Below are 19,307 nucleotides of genomic sequence, written 5' to 3' on the forward strand. Positions count from 1 at the left end.
TTAGTTAAAAACTACTTTTCCTTCAGTTTTAGTAATAGCAACATTAATATTTCTACCAAAAATCAAGGCTCGATTATCCGGTTCATGTCCAGCAGGAAAATCAAACAAAACAGGAATCTGTTTTGGAACTACAGCTAAAACCAAATGTTCTATAGTGTATCCCCAAGGCGTAGTGTTTTTTTTAATTTTAGTCATATCACCTACAATTACTGCCTTAACTTTATTAAAATACCCCGCTCTTTTCAGACTTTGCAACATTCTATCTACAGAATATTTATATTCACCAATTTCTTCTATAAATAAAATTTTTCCATTGGTATTTAATTGACTTTCGGAACCCAACATCGATGCTAAAATTGCTATATTTCCTCCAACTAGCACTCCATTAGCCTCTCCTGTTCTGTTATTTTTATTTGCTTTTATCGTATAGCTCAACCTTTCTCCAAACAATGCTTTTTTAAAGGTGCTAATTGTTTCAGGGATATCAGAAGGTAAATCTTGCATACTTGTTCCCATCATTGCATGTAATGTTTCATATCCTAAATTATGAATATGATTGTGAAACGCTGTAATATCAGAATAACCAATTATCCATTTTGGATTTTTCTTAAATTGAGTAAAATCCAATTTATCTAAAATCCTTACAGAACCATAACCGCCTCTTGCACTCCAAATAGCTTTGATATTTGGATTGTCTAATGCATTTTGAAAATCTTGGCAACGTTCTTCATCTGTACCAGCAAAATGATAGTTTTGGTTAAACATGTGTTTACCATACACTACATGTAACCCCCAACTTTCTGCAAGTTCTTTTGCTTTATCAATAACATGTTTTCTATTTTTTAAAATTCCAGCAGGAGCAACCATTGCAATAGTATCTCCCTTTTGTAAATAGGGCGGAGTAATTAATTTATTATTAGCTACCTGAGAAAAAGCCGATGAACTCATCAATATAAAAAATAAAACGGTTAAATATTTCATAAACAATAGTATTAGTAAATTTTAAAAAGGTAAAATCTACATCAGTAAATGTACCAAATTATACCAGTTTAAAAAATTGCTTTTTTGTACTTTTGCCCTTTAATTTAGCACAAAACATGAGTACACCAAAAAAATATACAATTACTGCAGCTTTACCATATACTAACGGGCCTATTCATATTGGTCATTTAGCCGGAGTTTATGTACCTGCAGATATTTACGCAAGATATTTACGTTTAACAGGAAACGATGTTGCTTACATATGTGGTTCCGATGAGCATGGTGTAGCCATACCAATGCGTGCTAAAAAAGAAGGAGTTTCTCCTCAAGAAATTATAGACAAATATCATGGTATAATTAAAAAATCTTTTGAAGATTTTGGAATTTCTTTTGATAATTACTCAAGAACTTCTAATAAAATACATCATGAAACAGCATCAAACTTTTTTAAAAACCTATACAATTCTGGAGAGTTTGTTGAAGAGGTTTCTGAACAATTATACGATGCTGAAGCAGATCAGTTTTTAGCCGATCGTTTTGTGGTTGGAACTTGTCCGAAATGTGGAAATGAAGAAAGTTATGGAGATCAATGTGAAAAATGTGGAACAAGTCATAATGCTACCGATTTAATAAATCCTAAATCTGCAATAACAGGAAATGTTCCTGTGTTAAAACAAACAAAACACTGGTTTTTACCATTAGACAAACATGAAGCTTTTTTACGTGAATGGATATTAGAAGGTCATAAAAACGATTGGAAATCAAACGTATTAGGACAAGTTAAATCGTGGATTGATGACGGTTTACGTCCACGTGCCGTAACAAGAGATTTAGATTGGGGAATTCCTGTTCCTGTTGAAGGAGCTGACGGAAAAGTACTTTACGTTTGGTTTGATGCGCCAATTGGTTATATTTCTTCTACCAAAGAATGGGCTGCAAAAGAAGGTAAAAATTGGGAAGACTACTGGAAAGATGAAAACACAAAATTGGTGCACTTTATTGGTAAAGACAATATTGTTTTTCACTGTATCATTTTCCCATCTATGTTAAAAGCACATGGAGATTATATTTTACCAGAAAATGTGCCTGCTAATGAATTTTTAAACTTAGAAGGAAACAAACTATCCACTTCAAAAAACTGGGCTGTTTGGTTACATGAATATTTAGAAGAGTTTCCAGGACAACAAGATGTATTACGTTACACATTAACTGCAAATGCTCCTGAAAATAAGGATAACGATTTTACTTGGAAAGATTTTCAGGCTAAAAACAATAATGAGTTAGTAGCCATATTTGGTAACTTTATCAATAGAGTAGTTGTATTAACCAATAAATATTACAACGGTATTGTTCCTGAAGCGAGTGATTTATCTGAAATTGATGAAGAAGTTTTAGAGCAATTACAACAGTACCCAGAAATAATTGCCAAATCTATTGAACGTTATCGCTTTAGAGAAGCTTCTCAAGAATTAATGAATTTAGCCAGACTTGGTAATAAATATTTAGCCGATGAAGAACCTTGGAAGGTTATTAAACAAGATGAAGAACGTGTAAAAACCATTATGAATGTAGCCTTACAAATTGCCACAGGCTTAGCTGTATTATCAGAACCTTTTATTCCGTTTACTTCAAATAAATTAAAATCTATATTAAATATTGATGCAAGTTTAAGTTGGACTGATGTAACTACAAAAGACACTTTAATTACTGCAAACCATCAAATAGGAAAAGCAGAATTATTATTTACCAAAATTGAAGATAAAACTATTGATGTGCAACTAGAAAAACTAGAAGCTACAAAAAAGGCTAATGAAGCAGCCAATAAAACTGTAGAACCACAAAAAGACACCATTGAGTTTGATGATTTTACGAAAATGGATATTAGAATTGGTACTATTTTAGAAGCAGAAAAGGTTGCAAAAACAAAGAAATTACTAAAATTAAAAGTTGATGTTGGTATCGATATTAGAACTATTGTTTCAGGAATTGCTGAAAGCTTTAACCCTGAAGATATAGTTGGACAACAAGTAACAGTTTTATGTAATCTTGCACCAAGAAAAATTCGTGGCGTAGAAAGTCAAGGAATGATATTAATGACGGATACTCCAGACGGAAAATTAGCATTTGTAGAACCTCAACAAACTATTCAAAACGGAGGACAAGTTTGTTAAACTTATTTAGAAAATAAACATTAAAAAAAATTGCTATTGAGTTTATTTTTAATAACTCAAATATTTTGTTTTGCACAACAGATAAAATTGGAATTTCAGTTATTGAAATGGAAAATGGTTATTAAAAATAACTCTTAGTGATTTTGTTGTTAGGGCTCAAACTAGTGCTACTAGGATAGGAATGACTGGTTTGGAGGAATGCCTGTATTATACTAAAGGAAACTATAATCCTAAAAGAAAAGTATATAAACCTCAAAAAAATAAAAAGAATTAAGATCAATAACACATTATTAAACAACAATTCAAAGTGTTATTTATAAAGTATATAAAAATTGAATATGAAATTTAGAATTTTAACAACATTGGTTTTCTTGGTCACTTTAACAACTAATAGTCAAGAAAAATTAGGTTATTTTTTCAACAATCTTAAGAAAAGTAGCTACTCCATCAATATTAAAGAAATATTTCCTGTAGTTAATCAGCAAAATGGTAATACTGTTGTTTTTTTAAAAGATGCTAAAAATATTTATGCTTATAAACTAAATGATAGTTTTAAAGTAATATCTAAAATTGCTTTAGAAAATTCAAAAAGAAAATTCAAAACCTTGTTAGGTTTCAGCATTTCTGATAACGAAGATTATAGTTTATACCTATCAAATAAAAGCAAAAATAAATTTATTAGAACAACTTTTTCTTTTAAAAATAAAAAATCATCGTCAAGAGAGTTTACGCTAGGAAATAATGAAGAATTTGTTCAAACTGCTTCTTTAAATAATAAGTTTTATCTAATTACATCAAAGAAACACTCTGACATAGTTAATCTTCACATTCATCAAAATGAAAATTCTGAAAGTAAAAAGATTGATTTTTCAGATCAAAAAATTATTGATAAGCTCGGACAAGGCACATACGTTGGTAATTTACTATTATATAAACCTTTTATTGCTTCTGATGGCTTTGTAAAAAACAAAAAATCCGAAGAAATAATTAAAATTGATAGTGATGTTCCTAATGCTATTGAAATAGTTTCAAAGACTAATAAAATGTATCTAAATAAAGATCAAATTATTTTCACTTTTGATAGCAGCAACAAAAATACTCAAGCTATTGTTATAGATCCAGAAAAATATAAAGGTACGTTCAAATCTTTTCCAAAAGATTTAAGATCGGCCAAAAAAACAAACTCTTTTTTTGTTGATGAAAAAATATTTATCAGTACAACAAATAAAAACAAGCTGTTTTTACAAATTTTCGATTTTAATTCAGAAAAGCTTTTAAAAAAATATACTATTGAAAAAGACAAACCAATTAGTTTTAAAAACACACCTATTATTCAAGAAGGTGGTGCATATACTATGGTGAGAAAGTTAGAGAGTGCTAAAAAATTTCTACGTAAAATAAATGCAGGTGAGTTTGGAATATCTGCAAGAAAAACAAATAACACGTATAAAGTAACTATTGGAGGTTATGTAAAAAAAGCTTCTCCAGGTCAAATGGGAGCAATGGGTTTTTCAATGACTATGTCTGGTTCCTTTTTAAGCCCTACTTTTAATGCATTTGTTTCTTCATCAAATACAAGATCTATAAGAATAAAAAGCCTGCTTGACTTAAACTTTGAGCATGTTAAAGATAAAATTCCAGACAATGTATTTGATAAAATTAATGATTACACTTTTAATAACTCTCTAGAAACTACTATATTTAAGTATAAAGACTTTTATATAAAGGGTGAATATAGTCAAGGGAGTAAATTATTTACTTTAAAGAAATTTACTGACTAACATTTGTCATGCTCAAAATAGCTTATCACGAAATATACAATCATCCTTTGCCTGAAAATCATCGTTTTCCTATGGAAAAATATGACTTATTACCTCAACAATTAATACATGAAGGCACTTGTATACAGGATAACTTTTTTGAACCAGAAATACCCAATAACAAACATTTTTTTACAGTTCATACTCCCGAATATTTTTTTGACTTATTAAATATTACATTATCAAAAAAAGAGGAACGTAAAATTGGTTTCCCTCTAACTGAGCAATTAGTAGCCAGAGAAATGAAAATTGCCGATGGCACTTTAAAAGCTAGTGAATATGCCTTAAAGTTTGGAGTCGCTATGAATATTGCTGGCGGAACACATCATGCATTTTCTAACAGAGGAGAAGGATTTTGTATGTTAAATGATCAAGCAATTGCAGCAAAATATCTTCAAAACTATTATGGTTTAAAAAAAATACTAATTATAGATCTAGATGTGCATCAAGGTAACGGAACTGCGGAAATATTTGCGAATGATAGCAGTGTTTTTACATTTTCTATGCATGGAAAAACCAACTATCCGTTTCATAAAGAAACATCAAACCTTGATATTCCACTAGAAAACAATACTACGGATGAAGTTTACCTCGAAATTTTACAAACACATCTTTTTAATCTGATTAATACCGTAAAACCAGATTTCATCTTTTATCAATGTGGTGTAGATATTTTAGCGAGTGATAAACTTGGTAAACTTAGCATTAGTTTAGAAGGATGTAAAGAAAGAGATCGAATGGTATTACAAACTTGTAAAAATTATCAAATACCAGTTATGTGTAGTATGGGAGGTGGGTACTCTAAAGAAATTAAAACTATTGTTGAGGCTCATGCTAACACCTTTCGCTTAGCGCAAGAAATATTTTTTTAAAACACTTTATACACATACCTCTTAAAAAGGCATTTTTTGTTTCTTTGTCATTCAATAAAATAAGACCCCTTTCTTATTACAAAAAAGAAAAAAGCATGCAAATTATTCAATATATAACAGCACAATCGTCGTTATCAGAAAAAAGTATTACAAATACCTTAGAACTCTTACATGAAGATTGCACCGTTCCGTTTATTGCTCGTTACCGAAAGGAAAAAACTGGAAATTTAGACGAAGTTGAAATCGGACTTATTGTAAAACTTAAAGAACAATTTGAGGCATTAGAAAAAAGAAAAAAAGCAATTTTAAAAGCACTTAAAGAACAAGAAGTATTAACAAAAGAGCTTGAAAACAAAATACTAAATACAAGTGATCTTACAGTTTTAGAAGATATTTACTTGCCGTATAAGAAAAAACGCAAAACAAAGGCTGAAACAGCACGAAATCAAGGTTTAGAACCATTGGCAAAAATACTAATGAGTCAGCGTAATGATGATGTTTCTTTTGTAGCTTCAAAATACATTAACAACGAAATCACTTCCGAGGAAAAAGCGCTAGAAGGTGCTCGATTTATTATTGCTGAATGGATAAGTGAACGTACCGATGTTAGAAACCTAATAAGACGAGAACTTGAACACTTTTCTACCATTAACACAAAGGTTAAAAAGGCCAAGAAAGAAGACGACAGCGCGTTAAAATTTAAAGATTATTTTGATTGGTCTGAGAATTTAAGTAAAATCCCATCTCATAGACTGTTGGCTATTTTAAGAGCAGAAAAAGAAGGTTTTATTCGTGTAAAAATCACAATTGATGATGAACGTGTTTTAGAAAAAATAGATAGGAAAGTCATCAAAAATAATAACGAAAGTGGCGCCGAAGTTCAATTAGCTATTGATGATGCTTATAAACGTTTATTACTTCCCTCTTTAACTACTGAAGCAATGAATATTGCTAAAGAAAAAGCAGATGATTCTGCCATTCAGGTATTTACAAAAAACTTAGAACAATTATTGTTAGGTGCACCATTAGGAGAAAAAAGAATTTTAGCACTGGATCCTGGATATAGAACTGGTTGTAAGGTTGTTTGTTTAAATGAACAAGGTAAATTATTATACAATACCACAATTTTTCCGCATCCGCCTCAACAAAAAACTACCGAAGCTGCTTATACAATAGAACATTTAATTGAAAAATATACTATCCAAGCTATTTCTATTGGAAACGGAACAGCATCCAGAGAAACAGAGAGGTTTATTAAAAATATAAAAGCTACAAAAACACTTGAAGTTTTTGTTGTGAATGAAGCAGGAGCTTCTATATATTCTGCATCAAAAATTGCAAGAGATGAGTTTCCAGACCATGATGTTACCGTTAGAGGTGCTGTTTCTATAGGAAGACGTTTAGCAGACCCATTAGCAGAGTTGGTAAAAATTGAGGCTAAATCTATAGGTGTTGGTCAGTATCAACATGATGTAGATCAAACTAAACTTAAAAAATCATTAGATACCGTAGTAGAACATTGTGTGAATAAAGTTGGTGTTAACATTAATACAGCAAGTGCTTCTTTATTAAGTTATGTTTCAGGTATTGGTCCTAAATTAGCAGATAATATTGTTAGTTATAGAAACGAAAATGGAATTTTTAAAAATAGAAGCGAAATAAAAAAAGTAGCAAGATTAGGAGGCAAAGCTTTTGAACAATCGGCTGGTTTTTTACGTATAAAAAACGGAACGAATCCTCTAGATGATTCCAGCGTTCATCCTGAGAGTTATGCTTTAGTAGAAAGTATTGCTAAAGATTTACAAACCAAAACTCAAAATTTAATTGGTAATACCGCTACCTTAAAGCAAATACACTTATCAAAATATGTTACCGATAAATTTGGACTACCTACTTTAAAAGATATTATAAAAGAATTAGAAAAACCTGGTTTAGACCCTAGAGATACCGCTAAAGCGTTTTCTTTTGATGACAGTATTCAAACTATAAATGATATTTCAACCGGGTTAATTTTACCAGGTATTGTAAATAACATTACAAATTTTGGTTGTTTTGTTGATATTGGAATTAAAGAAAGTGGTTTAATTCACATTTCTAATCTTTCTGACACTTATGTTAGTGATGTTAATGAACATGTAAGCTTACAACAACAAGTAATTGTAAAAGTTTTAGAAGTTGACCTTCAACGTAAAAGAATCCAATTACAATTAGTTAAAAAATAACTCTAAAACTTCCATTTTCAATGGAAGTTTTTTTATGGAATTCCTAAAACGGAAACTGGCAACTCTTTTAACCATTTGTCACCATATTTTTCGGTTAGTAGTTCATAAATTAGTCTATTTCTTGTTACAGCTTTATTATACAAATCTGGTGATATTACACAATTGTTTGTTTCAACACCTACATTATATTTTTCTTTAAACTCATTTAATCCTTTTGGATTATTATCATATATTCCAAAAACTGTAAAATTAAGCCCTTCGTTCTCTAATTTTGTGGCTAATTGATGTTTATTACACCCTACTTTTTCAGTTGAAAAAAAAGAATTACGAACATCAAGATTCTTTAAAACAATGGTTATAACATTTTTTTTAGAGGTGATTTTTTTTGGTTGAAGAATGTATGTATAAAACGCTGGTGCATAAAAATTAAAAGTATACTTCCCTTTTCTAGGTAGTTGAACCGTAAAATTATCAGTATTATTAATCGTTACTTTTTTTGACAATTCATTTATTACCAATTCACCATATACCATCTCTTTATTTGTAGTATTTAATAATTTCACTGTTAAAGATACTTCCTTAGCAAATATTGATGTGTAAATAAAAAAGACCGAAATTAATACATATATTTTCATAATACTTATTTAACCCTAAAGACGAGATAAAAATTAGCATGTTGCATTTTATACTGAATTTTTAACTACTAAAACTAAATCCAATCAGAATCTTCTAATGTAAAAATTTCGCTAATTTCAACTTCGAAAATCTGAGCTAACTTTAAAGCTAAAACAGTTGAGGGCACATATTTACCTAGCTCCATGGCATTAATTGTTTGTCTACTAACCTTTGCTAATATAGCAAGCTCTGCTTGAGTTATATTCTTTTTTGCTCTCTCAACCTTAATGTTATTTTTCATAATTAGCTGATTGTTTTAATTTAAAAATTTGCCAATTAAATTTTATTATAAAAAACAATAAAACTGTAAACATATTTAATATCATAACCCACAAAAAAGAAAAATCATAAATAAAGAGAAATGAAAATAATAAGATTCCGTAATTAACATATACTGCCCAAACTAAAGATTCCAATCGAATTTTTGAAATGTATTCATCTTCTAATCTTTCTTTAGAAAAAGCAACGAGTACCGAGCTAAAAATTATAAAAATTGCTAAAATCTCATCAAGGATATTATTCTTAACAATTCCAATGAACGATTTATTTTCGCCACGTAAAATTTCGTCTATAAAAATTGCAGGCATATTAAAATCTAAAAAGGTTGGCTCATATTCATAAAAAAGGGTAACCAAACCAATAATTGAAGAAGGAATAAGTATAAACAAGCCTAACCTTTTAAAGTTACTAGGAAATAAAAAATTTACTTTCATAATATTACAGATTTGTTCTACAAATGTAAAACAAACTAACCTAAAAGACAAATAAACTTTACTTTTTAAAAGTCGAAAAATTTATTTTAGAAAGAATTTAATTATTTAGTATTTGTTGGATTTCTCTAAGCCGAATTTCTACTTGCATTAATGTTTCCAAAAAGAGATCTTGTTACCATTTTTTCAAAAACTTCTACTTCTGCTGTATTTTTTTTATCAATTTTTTCAAATTCTTGAAGCTTTTTTAGTGCGTATTGCTGTATTGTTAACAAAGGGAGTACAATAGATTCTCTGACCTCTATTGATGCCTTACCTGCTGGTTCATTTTCCATCAACTCTTTATAACCAGACAATTTTAACAATAGCTTTTTTGTTACCTTATATTCATCATAAATTATGTTCCAAAATGGACTAAACTCTATATCATCAGACATATATTTTGTTAATGCAAAAAATGATTTTGTAAGAGACATCATACTGTTTGCTAATAAAGCTCTAAAAAAGCTTGAGTTTTTATAAAACTGTGCTACTTTATCCCATTGATTAGTTTCCTCAAAATGTCTTAACGCCGTTCCTACTCCAAAAAAACCAGGGACATTTTGTTTTAACTGACTCCATGATCCTACAAAAGGAATTGCTCTTAAATCTGAAAAGATTAACGTATCTGAATTTGATCTTTTAGATGGTCTACTGCCAATATTTGTTTTTCCATAATATTTTAGAGTACTCATTCTTTCTAAATACGGAACAAACATTGGGTGATTTTTAAAATCTGTATATTTTTTATAACTAATTTCTGCCAATTCATTCATTACCGATATATCATTTTCAGTCAATCCTAGATTGGTACTTTGCAATCGGTTAGAAACTCCAGAACTAATTAATTGCTCCAAATTGTACTGCGCACTGTCATTAGTGCCAAAATTAGAGCTAATTGTTTGTCCCTGAATAGTTAACTGCACCTCCTTATCTTCAATAGTAGGACCTAAAGATGCATAGAATTGATGTGTTTTACCTCCTCCTCTGGCAGGTGGTCCTCCTCTACCATCAAAAAACACTACATCAACATCATACTTTCTAGAAATAGTAGTCAAGGCTTCTTTAGCTTTAAAAATAGCCCAATTCGCCATTAAATAACCTCCATCTTTGGTTCCGTCGGAGAAACCTAACATAATCGTTTGTTTGTTATCTCTATTTGATAAATGTTTTCTATAGTTTCTATTTTCATACAACTGTTGCATAACTTTTGGAGCATTTTGCAAGTCATTTACAGTTTCAAAAAGTGGCACAACATCTACCGTTAAGTCTGTATTAAAAGCTACTAATTTTAACATTGCAAACAGCTGCATTACATTTAAGGCGGTTTGATTATTACTAATTACATACCTATTGGCTCCTTTTTCTCCGTTTTGTTGCTGAATTTGTTTAACTACTTTTATTGTTTTTAGTGTATTGTACACTAAATCGTCATGTTTTGTAATTTCTATATCAACAGTAGTATTTACTTCAGATAAAATCTGGATTTGTTCTTCTGAAGATAAATCGTGATAATTGTCTGGAAAAATAGTTAACCCGTTAGCTAAAGTTGCATCTACAAAAGAAGTAAATACTTTATGATGAACTCTACTATCTTGACGAATATCTAAAGACGCAAAATGAAAGCCAAAAAGTTTAATTTTATTGAGCAAGTTGTTAATATCACTTAAATATAAAGATTGATGCTTACTTAAAATATCTTGTTTAACATTCTCTAATTCTTTTAATAGTACAGAAAGCTCAATAGTATCTAATTCATCATCATCAAAACTACTTTTGTAAAGCATTTTGTCTAATAATTCCATTTTATCTATTACTTCTTTAAACGTAAGTTTTCTTTTAAGCTTTCTAATATCTTTATAGTAAGATTTTAAAATGGTTTGCTTTAATCTGCGAGCAACTTTTTGAGTAATTTCTGGTGTCACAAAAGGGTTACCGTCTCTATCACCTCCTGGCCAAAACCCAATATTAATAATCTCATTAGAAATATCTGATGATTCAAAAATATTTTGTTGTATGTAGTCAAAAATGCCTCCAAATGAATCGTAAAAAACATTTTCTAAATACCATATTAAACTTACAGCTTCATCATACGGGGTTGGTTTTTGTCTATTTAAAAATGGTGTTTTACCTAATTGAGCCAATAATGTGTTTATTGAATTTAAATCATTCTTTTTTATTGCTTTGGTAAGATCTGTAATAATCCCTAAAACAGCACCAGGATAAAATTGTGTTGGATGCGCTGTTAAAACAATTCTTACCTTAAAATCTTCTAAATACTGTTGAAGTTCTTTTAGTTTATTTTGTAGCAAGGCACTTTCTTTTAAACTGCGTAGTGTACCTATTCCATCCATATTATTAATAACAGGAAATGCTGCATCCTCTATAGCATCAAACAAAACAACCTGCCTTTCTATATATTGAATAAACCTAAAAAGTAAATTTATTTTATCTTTTACTGAACTATCATCTAAATACTTTCTAAAAAAAGTTTCTACAATAGTTGTTGGGTCTTTACCTTCGTTAAAACCTTGTTTGCATGCATCATGAAAAAGAGGTAATAAAACACCTGTTTTTGATATTGCATCAAAAGGAAGGGTCATGAAAATACTATTGTAAATTTGAAATCTAGATAATACGTTTTCATTAAATCGGACCAATTTTGGCTGCGCAGACATATGTATTTTTTTCACTAAAGATAATAAAAAAAGACACCTAAGTGTCTTTTTATTACAACATCAATAACTCATTACATACTACTTCTGTTACATACCTTTTTTCTCCTTGATTATTCTCGTAACTTCTATTTGTTAACTTCCCCTCTATTAAAACTTCGCTCCCTTTATCTAAATAATTTTCAATAATTTCAGCTGTTTTATTCCATGCAATAACGTTATGCCATTGTGTATCTGTAATCTTTTCTCCTTGTGCGTTTTTGTAAACTTCATTGGTAGCTATAGAAAACTTTGCTAATTTTTTACCAGATTCTAATGTTATCACTTCTGGTTTCATTCCTAAATTTCCAATTAACTGTACTCTGTTTTTTAGTGCATTCATGTTATATTATTTTTTAAATTAAACAGTTAAGACTCATAATTACAACTAATTACACTGCAAATATCTATACTTACTTCTTTTACTGTAAACTATTAAACATTTGCTTTCGTTAGTAATTAGTTGTAGTCGTTTACATTCATATAAATTCGTATATTTACACAAGTTCAAAATCAATTTTTTTATGAAAGCATACAGAAATGAAAAGTGGAAACTTTTCAATTTAGGTAATTGCGATCTTGAAAAAGAAGAAATAATGGTTTCGAGCTATGGGAGAGTAAAAAAGAAAAAGAAAGGCGAAGAAGAGTTTAAGTTTTATGATAACGGTATAATTAATAATTTTGAAACATTACGTTATTATAAAAAAGGCAAAAAAAAGAACGACAACTATTATGTGCACAGAGCTATGGCACAGTTGTTTTTAGAAAAGGATGCTGATGATAAACGATTTGTTATTCACTTAAATCATGATTTAACTGATAACAGAATTGAAAATTTAAAATGGGTTAACCAGAAAGAGTTAACTAAACATCAAGTTACCAACCCAAAAAGAATTGCTGTTAAGCATCAGCGAACAAATTGTAAACTAACTGAAGGAAGAGTTAGATTGATTAAGAAAAAAATTTTTGACCCAAATAGAAAGACCAGAATGCGCTTAATTGCTAAACAATTTGGTATTTCTGAAATGCAATTATACCGCATAAAATCGGGCGAAAATTGGGGTAGCGTAACAGACTACTAAATAATAATTGCTATGGATAATAGAAATTGCTTGGAATGCAATGAACCTGTTGTAGGAAGAATTGATAAAAAATTCTGTTCGGACTATTGTAGAAATACTTACAATAATAAAGTTGATAAAGATTATAAAAATCTTATCAGGAACACTAATAACAGACTTAGAAAAAATTATAAAATTTTAACTGAATTGAATACCACTGGTAAAACAAAAGTTAGTAGACGTAAATTGTTTGACCGTGGTTTCGATTTTCAGTTAGTTACATCTTTGTATACCACAAAAACAGGTAATACCTATTTTTATATATATAACCAAGGGTATTTAAACCTTGAAAACGACATGTGTCTTTTAGTGAAACAAGACTAATTTATTTCCAGGTATTAGCTTTTAATTGTAACGCTGCTTTTAACACGTCTTTTTGGCTAATTTGCCCCACTAATTTTCCGTTATCTACAATAGGAAATCTTCTTCTTTTAGAAGCTAAAAATTTATTTGCAGCATCAAAAATATTCATGTTACCGTCTATAGTTTCTACATTTTTAACCATTGCATTTTCTACTAAATTATTTTTATCTACTGGCATGTTATAATATCTACTTTCAGAAATTTGCTTAATACAATCTCCTTCAGAAATTATACCTACCAATTCATTTTGTTCATTAACCACAGGACCTCCAGAAATTTTATTAGAAATTAATGTTTCAATTACCTCTTCTATAGTTTGATGCGTTTGAAAAGTAATTAATTTTTTAGTCATGTAATCAGATACTAAAATAGGTTCTTGAACCTCTATTGTTTGTGTACTTCTTTTACCTTGAAAACTTTTAATAGCCATAGTTTTTAAATTTAAATTTTATTAAATATACTGATTTTTAGTTAGTTATAAAATTATTTTATCTAATGCTATTTTTTTTTCTACTTTTAGTGCTATAAATTACACTATGAAAACGACAACCAAACCACTCACACTACTATTATTAATTTTAATAGTTTTTTGGAGCTTTTCTGAATTAAAACCCTCATATAATTCGGTAGAAAACCAAACAGATCCCACAAAATTTTCAATTAATTCTGCACTATATCATTTAAAAAACATTTCGCAAAAACCACATGCCGTTGGTACCGACGAACACAAACACGTACAACAATATCTATTTAATGAATTAAAAAAAATTGGTTTAACACCGTCAATACAAAAAGCAACTGTTTTTAATAAAAGTTGGAAAGCAGGCACTAGTGTTGAAAATATTGTTGCCAAAATAGAAGGAACAGCTAATACCGAAAAATCATTACTTGTTTTATCTCATTATGATAGCAACCCACACTCTGCAATTGGTGCAGCCGATGCAGGTTCTGGAGTTGTAACTATTTTAGAAGGAATTAGAGCTTATTTAGCTTCAAATAAGCCTCCAAAAAATGACATTATAATTGTTTTTTCTGATGCTGAAGAGCTTGGCTTATTAGGGGCTCAAGCTTTTGCTCAACAACATGAGTTTGCAAAAGATATTGGCGTAATTTTAAACTTTGAAGCCAGAGGTAGTGGCGGCCCAAGTTATATGTTAATGGAAACTAATGGTAAAAACAGTAAATTACTATCTGAGTTTTTAAACGCAAAACCTAACTTCCCTCTAGCAAACTCATTAATGTATAGTATTTATAAAATGCTACCTAATGATACTGACTTGACAGTTTTTAGAGAAGAGTGTGACATTAATGGTTTTAATGTAGCTTTTATTGGAGACCATTTTGATTATCATACAGTCCAAGATAATTATTCTAGATTAGACAGGTCTTCATTAGCTCATCAAGTAGATTATTTCACAACTTTAGTTCCTTATTTTGCCAACAGTGATATTAGCAACTTACACAGTGATACAGATTGGGTATACGCTAACTTTCCTCTCATAAAAATAATAAATTATCCTTTTGCATGGGTATTACCTTTATTAATCATAGCTTCTTTACTATTTATTACTTTATTAATAATGGGTATTCGCAATCAAAAAATAAATATTAAGGATAGCTTTAAGGGAATAATTCCATTTTTAGTAAGTATTTTACTTTGTACCAGTATCTCCTATGGTTTATGGCAAATAATTTTAATTGCACATCCTTACTATCAAGATATTTTGCATGGTTTTCCTTATAATGGATACACATATATAGCTGCTTTTTGTAGTTTGAATGTATATATTGTTTTTAAAACCTATAACTATTTCACTGCTATTAAAAGAGAGAATTTACTAATTGCTCCAATATTTTTCTGGCTAATCATTAATTGTTTGATTTATTTATATTTAAAAGGAGCAGGATTTTTTATTATTCCTGTTTTTATTGCCTTATTGTCTTTAACTATCTTGATTTTTTCCAATATTAAAACACATAAAAAACCGTTATTATTTACTCTTATAGCCATACCAACTATTTATATGCTAACCCCAATTATTAAAATGTTTCCTGTTGGCTTAGGGTTAAAAAACATTTTTATATCCGGACTATTTATAGCATTAACAGCAAGCTTATTAACACCTATATTTCATCAATATAAAAAGAAAAATGGATGGCAGTTTATATTTGGTGTTGCTAGTATCATACTATTTTTAATAGCTACGTTTAATAGCAAGTTTTCTTATGACAAGAAAAAACCAAATAGCTTACTTTATGTTCAAGATGATGATAATAATAATGCATACTGGGCTACTTATAATAAAACTTTAGATGCTTATACAAAGCAAATTTTTGATACGGATTATGAGCAAGGTGGTATAAAAAACGCTGAAACGAAAAGTAAATACAACTCAACTTTTAGTTATCATAAAAAAACTAAAAACAGAAACATTAAAAACTCAGAGTTAACTATTTTAAAAGATACTATAGTAGGCAACCTAAGACTTATTGACCTATTAATTACACCAAGTAGAAAAATAAATAAATTTGAAATTTATAATAATCAAAAATTAATTATATCTAAATTAACAGCAAATACGGCAGAAATTATTAACTATAAAACCATGGTTAATAAAGGTACTTTATTAATTTATCATATGGCTAGTTCAGATACTAGTTTAAAAATCTCTATGGCATTTGATAAAAATGAGCACCCTAACTTAACTATTAATGAAGTCTCAAATGATTTGCTAACGCATCCCAGTTTTAAATTAACTCCCAGAACTGAAACCATGATGCCTATGCCTTTTGTTACCAATGATGCTATAATATGTACTAAAACTATTAAATTATAAAAACAAAAAAGCTCAGTGTAATACTGAGCTTTTATATCTTTTAAATAAAAATAATTATTCAATTTGAGTAACACGCAAAGTATTTACCATACCACGAGCTTCCACCGGCATAGATGTTAGGTTTATTACAAAATCGCCTGTATTTACAAACCCTTTCTCTTGAATAATTTCATTGATATCTTTTACGGTATCATCTGTACTCAAATCTCTATCATAATAAAAAGCTCTTACACCCCAAAGTAAATTTAGTTTTCCTAAAATTCTTCTTTCTGATGAAAATGCTATTACATGAGATTTTGGTCTCCAAGCAGATATTTGAAAAGCAGTATAACCACTATTTGTTAATGTTGAAATTGCTGAAGCTTTCATATCATCTGCCATTAGCGCAGCATGATAACATACTGATTTAGTTACAAATCTATTGGTGCGTACATGTGGTGGCTCAATAGGTACTTTAATTAATGGAGAAAACTCAACACTTTTAATAATTTCTGTCATTTTTTCAATTACCTTAAGTGGATGTTTTCCTACCGATGTTTCTCCTGATAACATTACTGCATCTGCACCATCCATAATTGAGTTAGCTACGTCATTTACCTCTGCACGAGTTGGTACAGGGTTCTCAATCATAGTTTCCATCATTTGAGTAGCTATTATTACTGGAATACGAGCTTTTTTAGCGCGTTGCACTAAACTTTTTTGTATTAATGGTACTTCTTGCATTGGTACTTCAACTCCTAGATCTCCACGTGCTACCATTAGTCCGTCACAATAAGGTATTAAAGCATCAATATTTTCAACAGCCTCTGGCTTTTCTATTTTTGCTATTACAGGAACTCTATATTGTGATTTTTGTTTAATTAAATCACGTAGCATTCTTAAATCTTCTGGATTTCTTACAAACGATAAAGCAATCCAATCAACTTCTTGTTCTAAAGCAAAAACAACATCTTTCTTATCTTTTTCGGTAAGAGCAGGTAGTGATATATTTGTATTAGGTAGGTTTACTCCTTTTTTTGATTTTAAAGGACCTCCAACTACCACTTTAGTAACTACTTCTTTTTCTTTATCAGTAGAAACTACCTCAAAATTTAATTTACCATCATCTACTAAAATACGTTCTCCTGGTTTTACATCTTTAGGAAAACGTTGGTAAGTCATAAATGCTTTTTTAGCGGTTCCCTCGCATTCTTCTGTAGTGAAAGTAAAGGTATCTCCAGCTTTTAACACAACTCCTTCTTGCATTACCCCAACACGTAATTTTGGCCCTTGTAAATCGGCTAAAATAGCTACGTTATACCCTTTTTCTTTATTAATTTCTCTAATACGCTTAATTTGTTCTTTAACATTGTCGTATTGAGCGTGCGAAAAATTAATTCTAAAAACATTCACACCAGCAGTTGCCATTTTGGAAAGTATTTCTTTATTGTTGGTTGCTGGACCTAGTGTAGCTACTATTTTGGTTTTTTTGTTGTTTGGCATAGGTTAAAAAATTAAGGATTCTTTAGATTTTAGTGTGTTTGTTTCTATAGAATATGAAGTTATCACTTGCGGTAATTTGTTAATAGCTTCTACTGTTTTAACAATATATTCATAATCAAATTCACCATCTATTTTAATAAAAAAATCAACTCGCTTTTTTTCTGGAATTAAATATACTTTAGTATCACTTTCAGGAAACAAACCAGCAGTATTAGACTGTATTTTTGTTTTGAAAACGTTAGATATTAGATACCAATCGAAATGTTGACTCGCATTTTTATTTTCATAAACCGCAAAAGAGGAATTATAATTTTTATTTTCAAAATCTAAATTATAGCTGGCTCTTTTAAAATTTGTTTTTAAATGCTGATTTAAGAAAAATGCTAGTTTATAATCTTCTAAGGTGGTATGAATACCTATTAACGCATAATCATTATCAGAAAAATCATCGATTTCTAACGAATAAACAGGCATATATAACTTATATTCTACGTATGCTAAGTTACAGAATGTATTGTAATTTTGTAAGGAAAATAACGAAAACGTTTTCGTCTAAGTGCTATGTATTGGCTATTTGTTTTTGAAATGCAAAGTAAACTCTTTTGGCAGCCATTTCTTCTGCTTTCTTTTTAGAAGTAGATCTACCTTTGGCTATTTTTTGTCCATCAATTGTAATTTTAACACTAAAATGTTTTACTGATTGATTTCCGGTATCTTCATAACTTTCAAAAGAATATCGTCTTTTTGTTTTTTGGCACCATTCAATTATTAACCCTTTATAGCTTGTAATTTTACCTTCTAAGTGTTGTAAATCTACATAAGGAATAATAACTTGTTCGTAGATAAATTGATGACAATAGTTATACCCTCTATCTAAATATATAGCTCCTATTAAGGCTTCAAAAATATTACCATGAATATTTTCTCCAACCTGATCATTGGATACATTACTACGAACAAATTTAATTAACTCAAGCTCTTTACCTAGTTTGTTTAAGTTTTCTCTGCTTACTACTTTGGAGCGCATTTGAGTTAAATACCCTTCGTTTCCTTTAGGTGCTTCTTTATATAAATACGAAGCAATAACGGAACCTAAAATAGCGTCTCCTAAAAACTCAAGCCTTTCATAATTAATAGGCTTTCCATTTTTGTCGGTCATTTTTAAAGACCTATGGGTAAAAGCCTTTTTATAATGATTAAGCTTTATAGGTTTAAAGTTCAGTAAATTTTTTAGTTCGTAGAAGAATTCCTCATCTTCTTTGTTTTGAGTATTTACTATTCTACGAATAAAATTCATTAA

17 protein-coding genes are annotated in these 19,307 nt (G+C 29.5%); 7 read left to right on the forward strand and 10 right to left on the reverse strand.

Features of this window, described 5'->3' with window-relative positions; genetic code table 11:
* A complete protein-coding gene (locus tag ACFQ1U_RS11370) occupies positions 1-981 on the reverse strand; it encodes a S66 peptidase family protein (RefSeq protein ID WP_386108444.1) in 981 nt (326 codons plus the stop codon).
* Positions 982-1,097: 116 nt separating this feature from the next.
* Here ACFQ1U_RS11370 and metG point away from each other — a divergent pair, with 116 nt between their 5' ends.
* From metG to ACFQ1U_RS11390, 4 genes are all read left to right on the forward strand, one after another.
* A complete protein-coding gene (gene metG / locus ACFQ1U_RS11375) occupies positions 1,098-3,152 on the forward strand; it encodes a methionine--tRNA ligase (RefSeq protein ID WP_386108446.1) in 2,055 nt (684 codons plus the stop codon).
* A 338-nt stretch (positions 3,153-3,490) separates the two neighbouring features.
* Positions 3,491-4,933 (forward strand): hypothetical protein, encoded by a 1,443-nt coding sequence (locus ACFQ1U_RS11380; protein WP_386108448.1) that lies wholly within the window; start codon positions 3,491-3,493, stop codon positions 4,931-4,933.
* Between the two features lie 8 nt (positions 4,934-4,941).
* A complete protein-coding gene (locus tag ACFQ1U_RS11385) occupies positions 4,942-5,844 on the forward strand; it encodes a histone deacetylase family protein (RefSeq protein WP_386108450.1) in 903 nt (300 codons plus the stop codon).
* Positions 5,845-5,939: 95 nt separating this feature from the next.
* The gene (locus ACFQ1U_RS11390) at positions 5,940-8,066 is read left to right on the forward strand and encodes a Tex family protein (protein ID WP_386108452.1); all 2,127 of its coding nucleotides are present in this window, start codon (positions 5,940-5,942) and stop codon (positions 8,064-8,066) included.
* Positions 8,067-8,098: 32 nt separating this feature from the next.
* Here the strand turns inward: ACFQ1U_RS11390 and ACFQ1U_RS11395 are convergent, their stop codons facing one another.
* The 5 genes from ACFQ1U_RS11395 to ACFQ1U_RS11415 all read right to left on the reverse strand — a co-directional run bounded on the left by ACFQ1U_RS11395 (position 8,099) and on the right by ACFQ1U_RS11415 (position 12,547).
* On the reverse strand, positions 8,099-8,701 hold the full coding sequence (locus ACFQ1U_RS11395) for an FEKKY domain-containing protein (RefSeq protein WP_386108454.1): 603 nt from the start codon (positions 8,699-8,701) through the stop codon (positions 8,099-8,101).
* Positions 8,702-8,775: 74 nt separating this feature from the next.
* Entirely contained in the window at positions 8,776-8,982 is a 207-nt protein-coding gene (locus tag ACFQ1U_RS11400) for a helix-turn-helix transcriptional regulator (protein ID WP_386108455.1), read from the reverse strand.
* The gene (locus ACFQ1U_RS11405; RefSeq protein WP_386108457.1) at positions 8,972-9,454 is read right to left on the reverse strand and encodes a hypothetical protein; all 483 of its coding nucleotides are present in this window, start codon (positions 9,452-9,454) and stop codon (positions 8,972-8,974) included. Before ACFQ1U_RS11405 ends, ACFQ1U_RS11400 begins: the two co-directional genes overlap by 11 nt.
* 125 nt (positions 9,455-9,579) lie before the next feature.
* A complete protein-coding gene (locus ACFQ1U_RS11410) occupies positions 9,580-12,168 on the reverse strand; it encodes a phosphoenolpyruvate carboxylase (protein ID WP_386108459.1) in 2,589 nt (862 codons plus the stop codon).
* A 52-nt stretch (positions 12,169-12,220) separates the two neighbouring features.
* Complete coding sequence (locus tag ACFQ1U_RS11415) at positions 12,221-12,547, reverse strand: single-stranded DNA-binding protein (protein ID WP_386108461.1); 327 nt, start codon at positions 12,545-12,547, stop codon at positions 12,221-12,223.
* 181 nt (positions 12,548-12,728) lie between these two features.
* On the opposite strand from ACFQ1U_RS11415, the gene ACFQ1U_RS11420 reads away from it, so the two are divergent.
* Positions 12,729-13,286 carry an HNH endonuclease gene (locus ACFQ1U_RS11420; protein WP_386108464.1) on the forward strand — a complete coding sequence of 186 codons (558 nt, stop codon included), beginning with the start codon at positions 12,729-12,731 and terminating at the stop codon, positions 13,284-13,286.
* A gap of 12 nt (positions 13,287-13,298) precedes the next feature.
* Entirely contained in the window at positions 13,299-13,649 is a 351-nt protein-coding gene (locus tag ACFQ1U_RS11425) for a hypothetical protein (RefSeq protein ID WP_386108466.1), read from the forward strand.
* Between the two features lies 1 nt (position 13,650).
* On the opposite strand, the gene ACFQ1U_RS11430 is transcribed toward ACFQ1U_RS11425, so the two are convergent.
* Positions 13,651-14,118 carry a CBS domain-containing protein gene (locus tag ACFQ1U_RS11430; RefSeq protein ID WP_386108468.1) on the reverse strand — a complete coding sequence of 156 codons (468 nt, stop codon included), beginning with the start codon at positions 14,116-14,118 and terminating at the stop codon, positions 13,651-13,653.
* A 106-nt stretch (positions 14,119-14,224) separates the two neighbouring features.
* Here ACFQ1U_RS11430 and ACFQ1U_RS11435 point away from each other — a divergent pair, with 106 nt between their 5' ends.
* Positions 14,225-16,525 (forward strand): M20/M25/M40 family metallo-hydrolase, encoded by a 2,301-nt coding sequence (locus ACFQ1U_RS11435; protein WP_386108470.1) that lies wholly within the window; start codon positions 14,225-14,227, stop codon positions 16,523-16,525.
* Positions 16,526-16,579: 54 nt separating this feature from the next.
* Here the strand turns inward: ACFQ1U_RS11435 and pyk are convergent, their stop codons facing one another.
* The 3 genes from pyk to rnc all read right to left on the reverse strand — a co-directional run bounded on the left by pyk (position 16,580) and on the right by rnc (position 19,304).
* Entirely contained in the window at positions 16,580-18,007 is a 1,428-nt protein-coding gene (gene pyk / locus ACFQ1U_RS11440; protein WP_386108472.1) for a pyruvate kinase, read from the reverse strand.
* A gap of 3 nt (positions 18,008-18,010) precedes the next feature.
* Positions 18,011-18,481 (reverse strand): IPExxxVDY family protein, encoded by a 471-nt coding sequence (locus ACFQ1U_RS11445; RefSeq protein ID WP_386108474.1) that lies wholly within the window; start codon positions 18,479-18,481, stop codon positions 18,011-18,013.
* A gap of 85 nt (positions 18,482-18,566) precedes the next feature.
* Positions 18,567-19,304, reverse strand: a complete 738-nt coding sequence (gene rnc / locus ACFQ1U_RS11450) for a ribonuclease III (protein ID WP_386108476.1) — start codon at positions 19,302-19,304, stop codon at positions 18,567-18,569.
* Positions 19,305-19,307: the final 3 nt, after the last annotated feature.

This window comes from Tenacibaculum geojense, assembly GCF_042676005.1.
Classification (GTDB): Bacteria; Bacteroidota; Bacteroidia; order Flavobacteriales; family Flavobacteriaceae; genus Polaribacter; species Polaribacter geojense.

Excerpts from the sequence above, each read along its gene's own strand:
- ACFQ1U_RS11370 (WP_386108444.1), bottom strand. The coding sequence starts at position 981 with ATGAAATATTTAACCGTTTTATTTTTTATATTGATGAGTTCATCGGCT.
- metG (WP_386108446.1), top strand. The coding sequence starts at position 1,098 with ATGAGTACACCAAAAAAATATACAATTACTGCAGCTTTACCATATACT.
- ACFQ1U_RS11380 (WP_386108448.1), top strand. The coding sequence starts at position 3,491 with ATGAAATTTAGAATTTTAACAACATTGGTTTTCTTGGTCACTTTAACA.
- ACFQ1U_RS11385 (WP_386108450.1), top strand. The coding sequence starts at position 4,942 with ATGCTCAAAATAGCTTATCACGAAATATACAATCATCCTTTGCCTGAA.
- ACFQ1U_RS11390 (WP_386108452.1), top strand. The coding sequence starts at position 5,940 with ATGCAAATTATTCAATATATAACAGCACAATCGTCGTTATCAGAAAAA.
- ACFQ1U_RS11395 (WP_386108454.1), bottom strand. The coding sequence starts at position 8,701 with ATGAAAATATATGTATTAATTTCGGTCTTTTTTATTTACACATCAATA.
- ACFQ1U_RS11400 (WP_386108455.1), bottom strand. The coding sequence starts at position 8,982 with ATGAAAAATAACATTAAGGTTGAGAGAGCAAAAAAGAATATAACTCAA.
- ACFQ1U_RS11405 (WP_386108457.1), bottom strand. The coding sequence starts at position 9,454 with ATGAAAGTAAATTTTTTATTTCCTAGTAACTTTAAAAGGTTAGGCTTG.
- ACFQ1U_RS11410 (WP_386108459.1), bottom strand. The coding sequence starts at position 12,168 with ATGTCTGCGCAGCCAAAATTGGTCCGATTTAATGAAAACGTATTATCT.
- ACFQ1U_RS11415 (WP_386108461.1), bottom strand. The coding sequence starts at position 12,547 with ATGAATGCACTAAAAAACAGAGTACAGTTAATTGGAAATTTAGGAATG.
- ACFQ1U_RS11420 (WP_386108464.1), top strand. The coding sequence starts at position 12,729 with ATGAAAGCATACAGAAATGAAAAGTGGAAACTTTTCAATTTAGGTAAT.
- ACFQ1U_RS11425 (WP_386108466.1), top strand. The coding sequence starts at position 13,299 with ATGGATAATAGAAATTGCTTGGAATGCAATGAACCTGTTGTAGGAAGA.
- ACFQ1U_RS11430 (WP_386108468.1), bottom strand. The coding sequence starts at position 14,118 with ATGGCTATTAAAAGTTTTCAAGGTAAAAGAAGTACACAAACAATAGAG.
- ACFQ1U_RS11435 (WP_386108470.1), top strand. The coding sequence starts at position 14,225 with ATGAAAACGACAACCAAACCACTCACACTACTATTATTAATTTTAATA.
- pyk (WP_386108472.1), bottom strand. The coding sequence starts at position 18,007 with ATGCCAAACAACAAAAAAACCAAAATAGTAGCTACACTAGGTCCAGCA.
- ACFQ1U_RS11445 (WP_386108474.1), bottom strand. The coding sequence starts at position 18,481 with ATGCCTGTTTATTCGTTAGAAATCGATGATTTTTCTGATAATGATTAT.
- rnc (WP_386108476.1), bottom strand. The coding sequence starts at position 19,304 with ATGAATTTTATTCGTAGAATAGTAAATACTCAAAACAAAGAAGATGAG.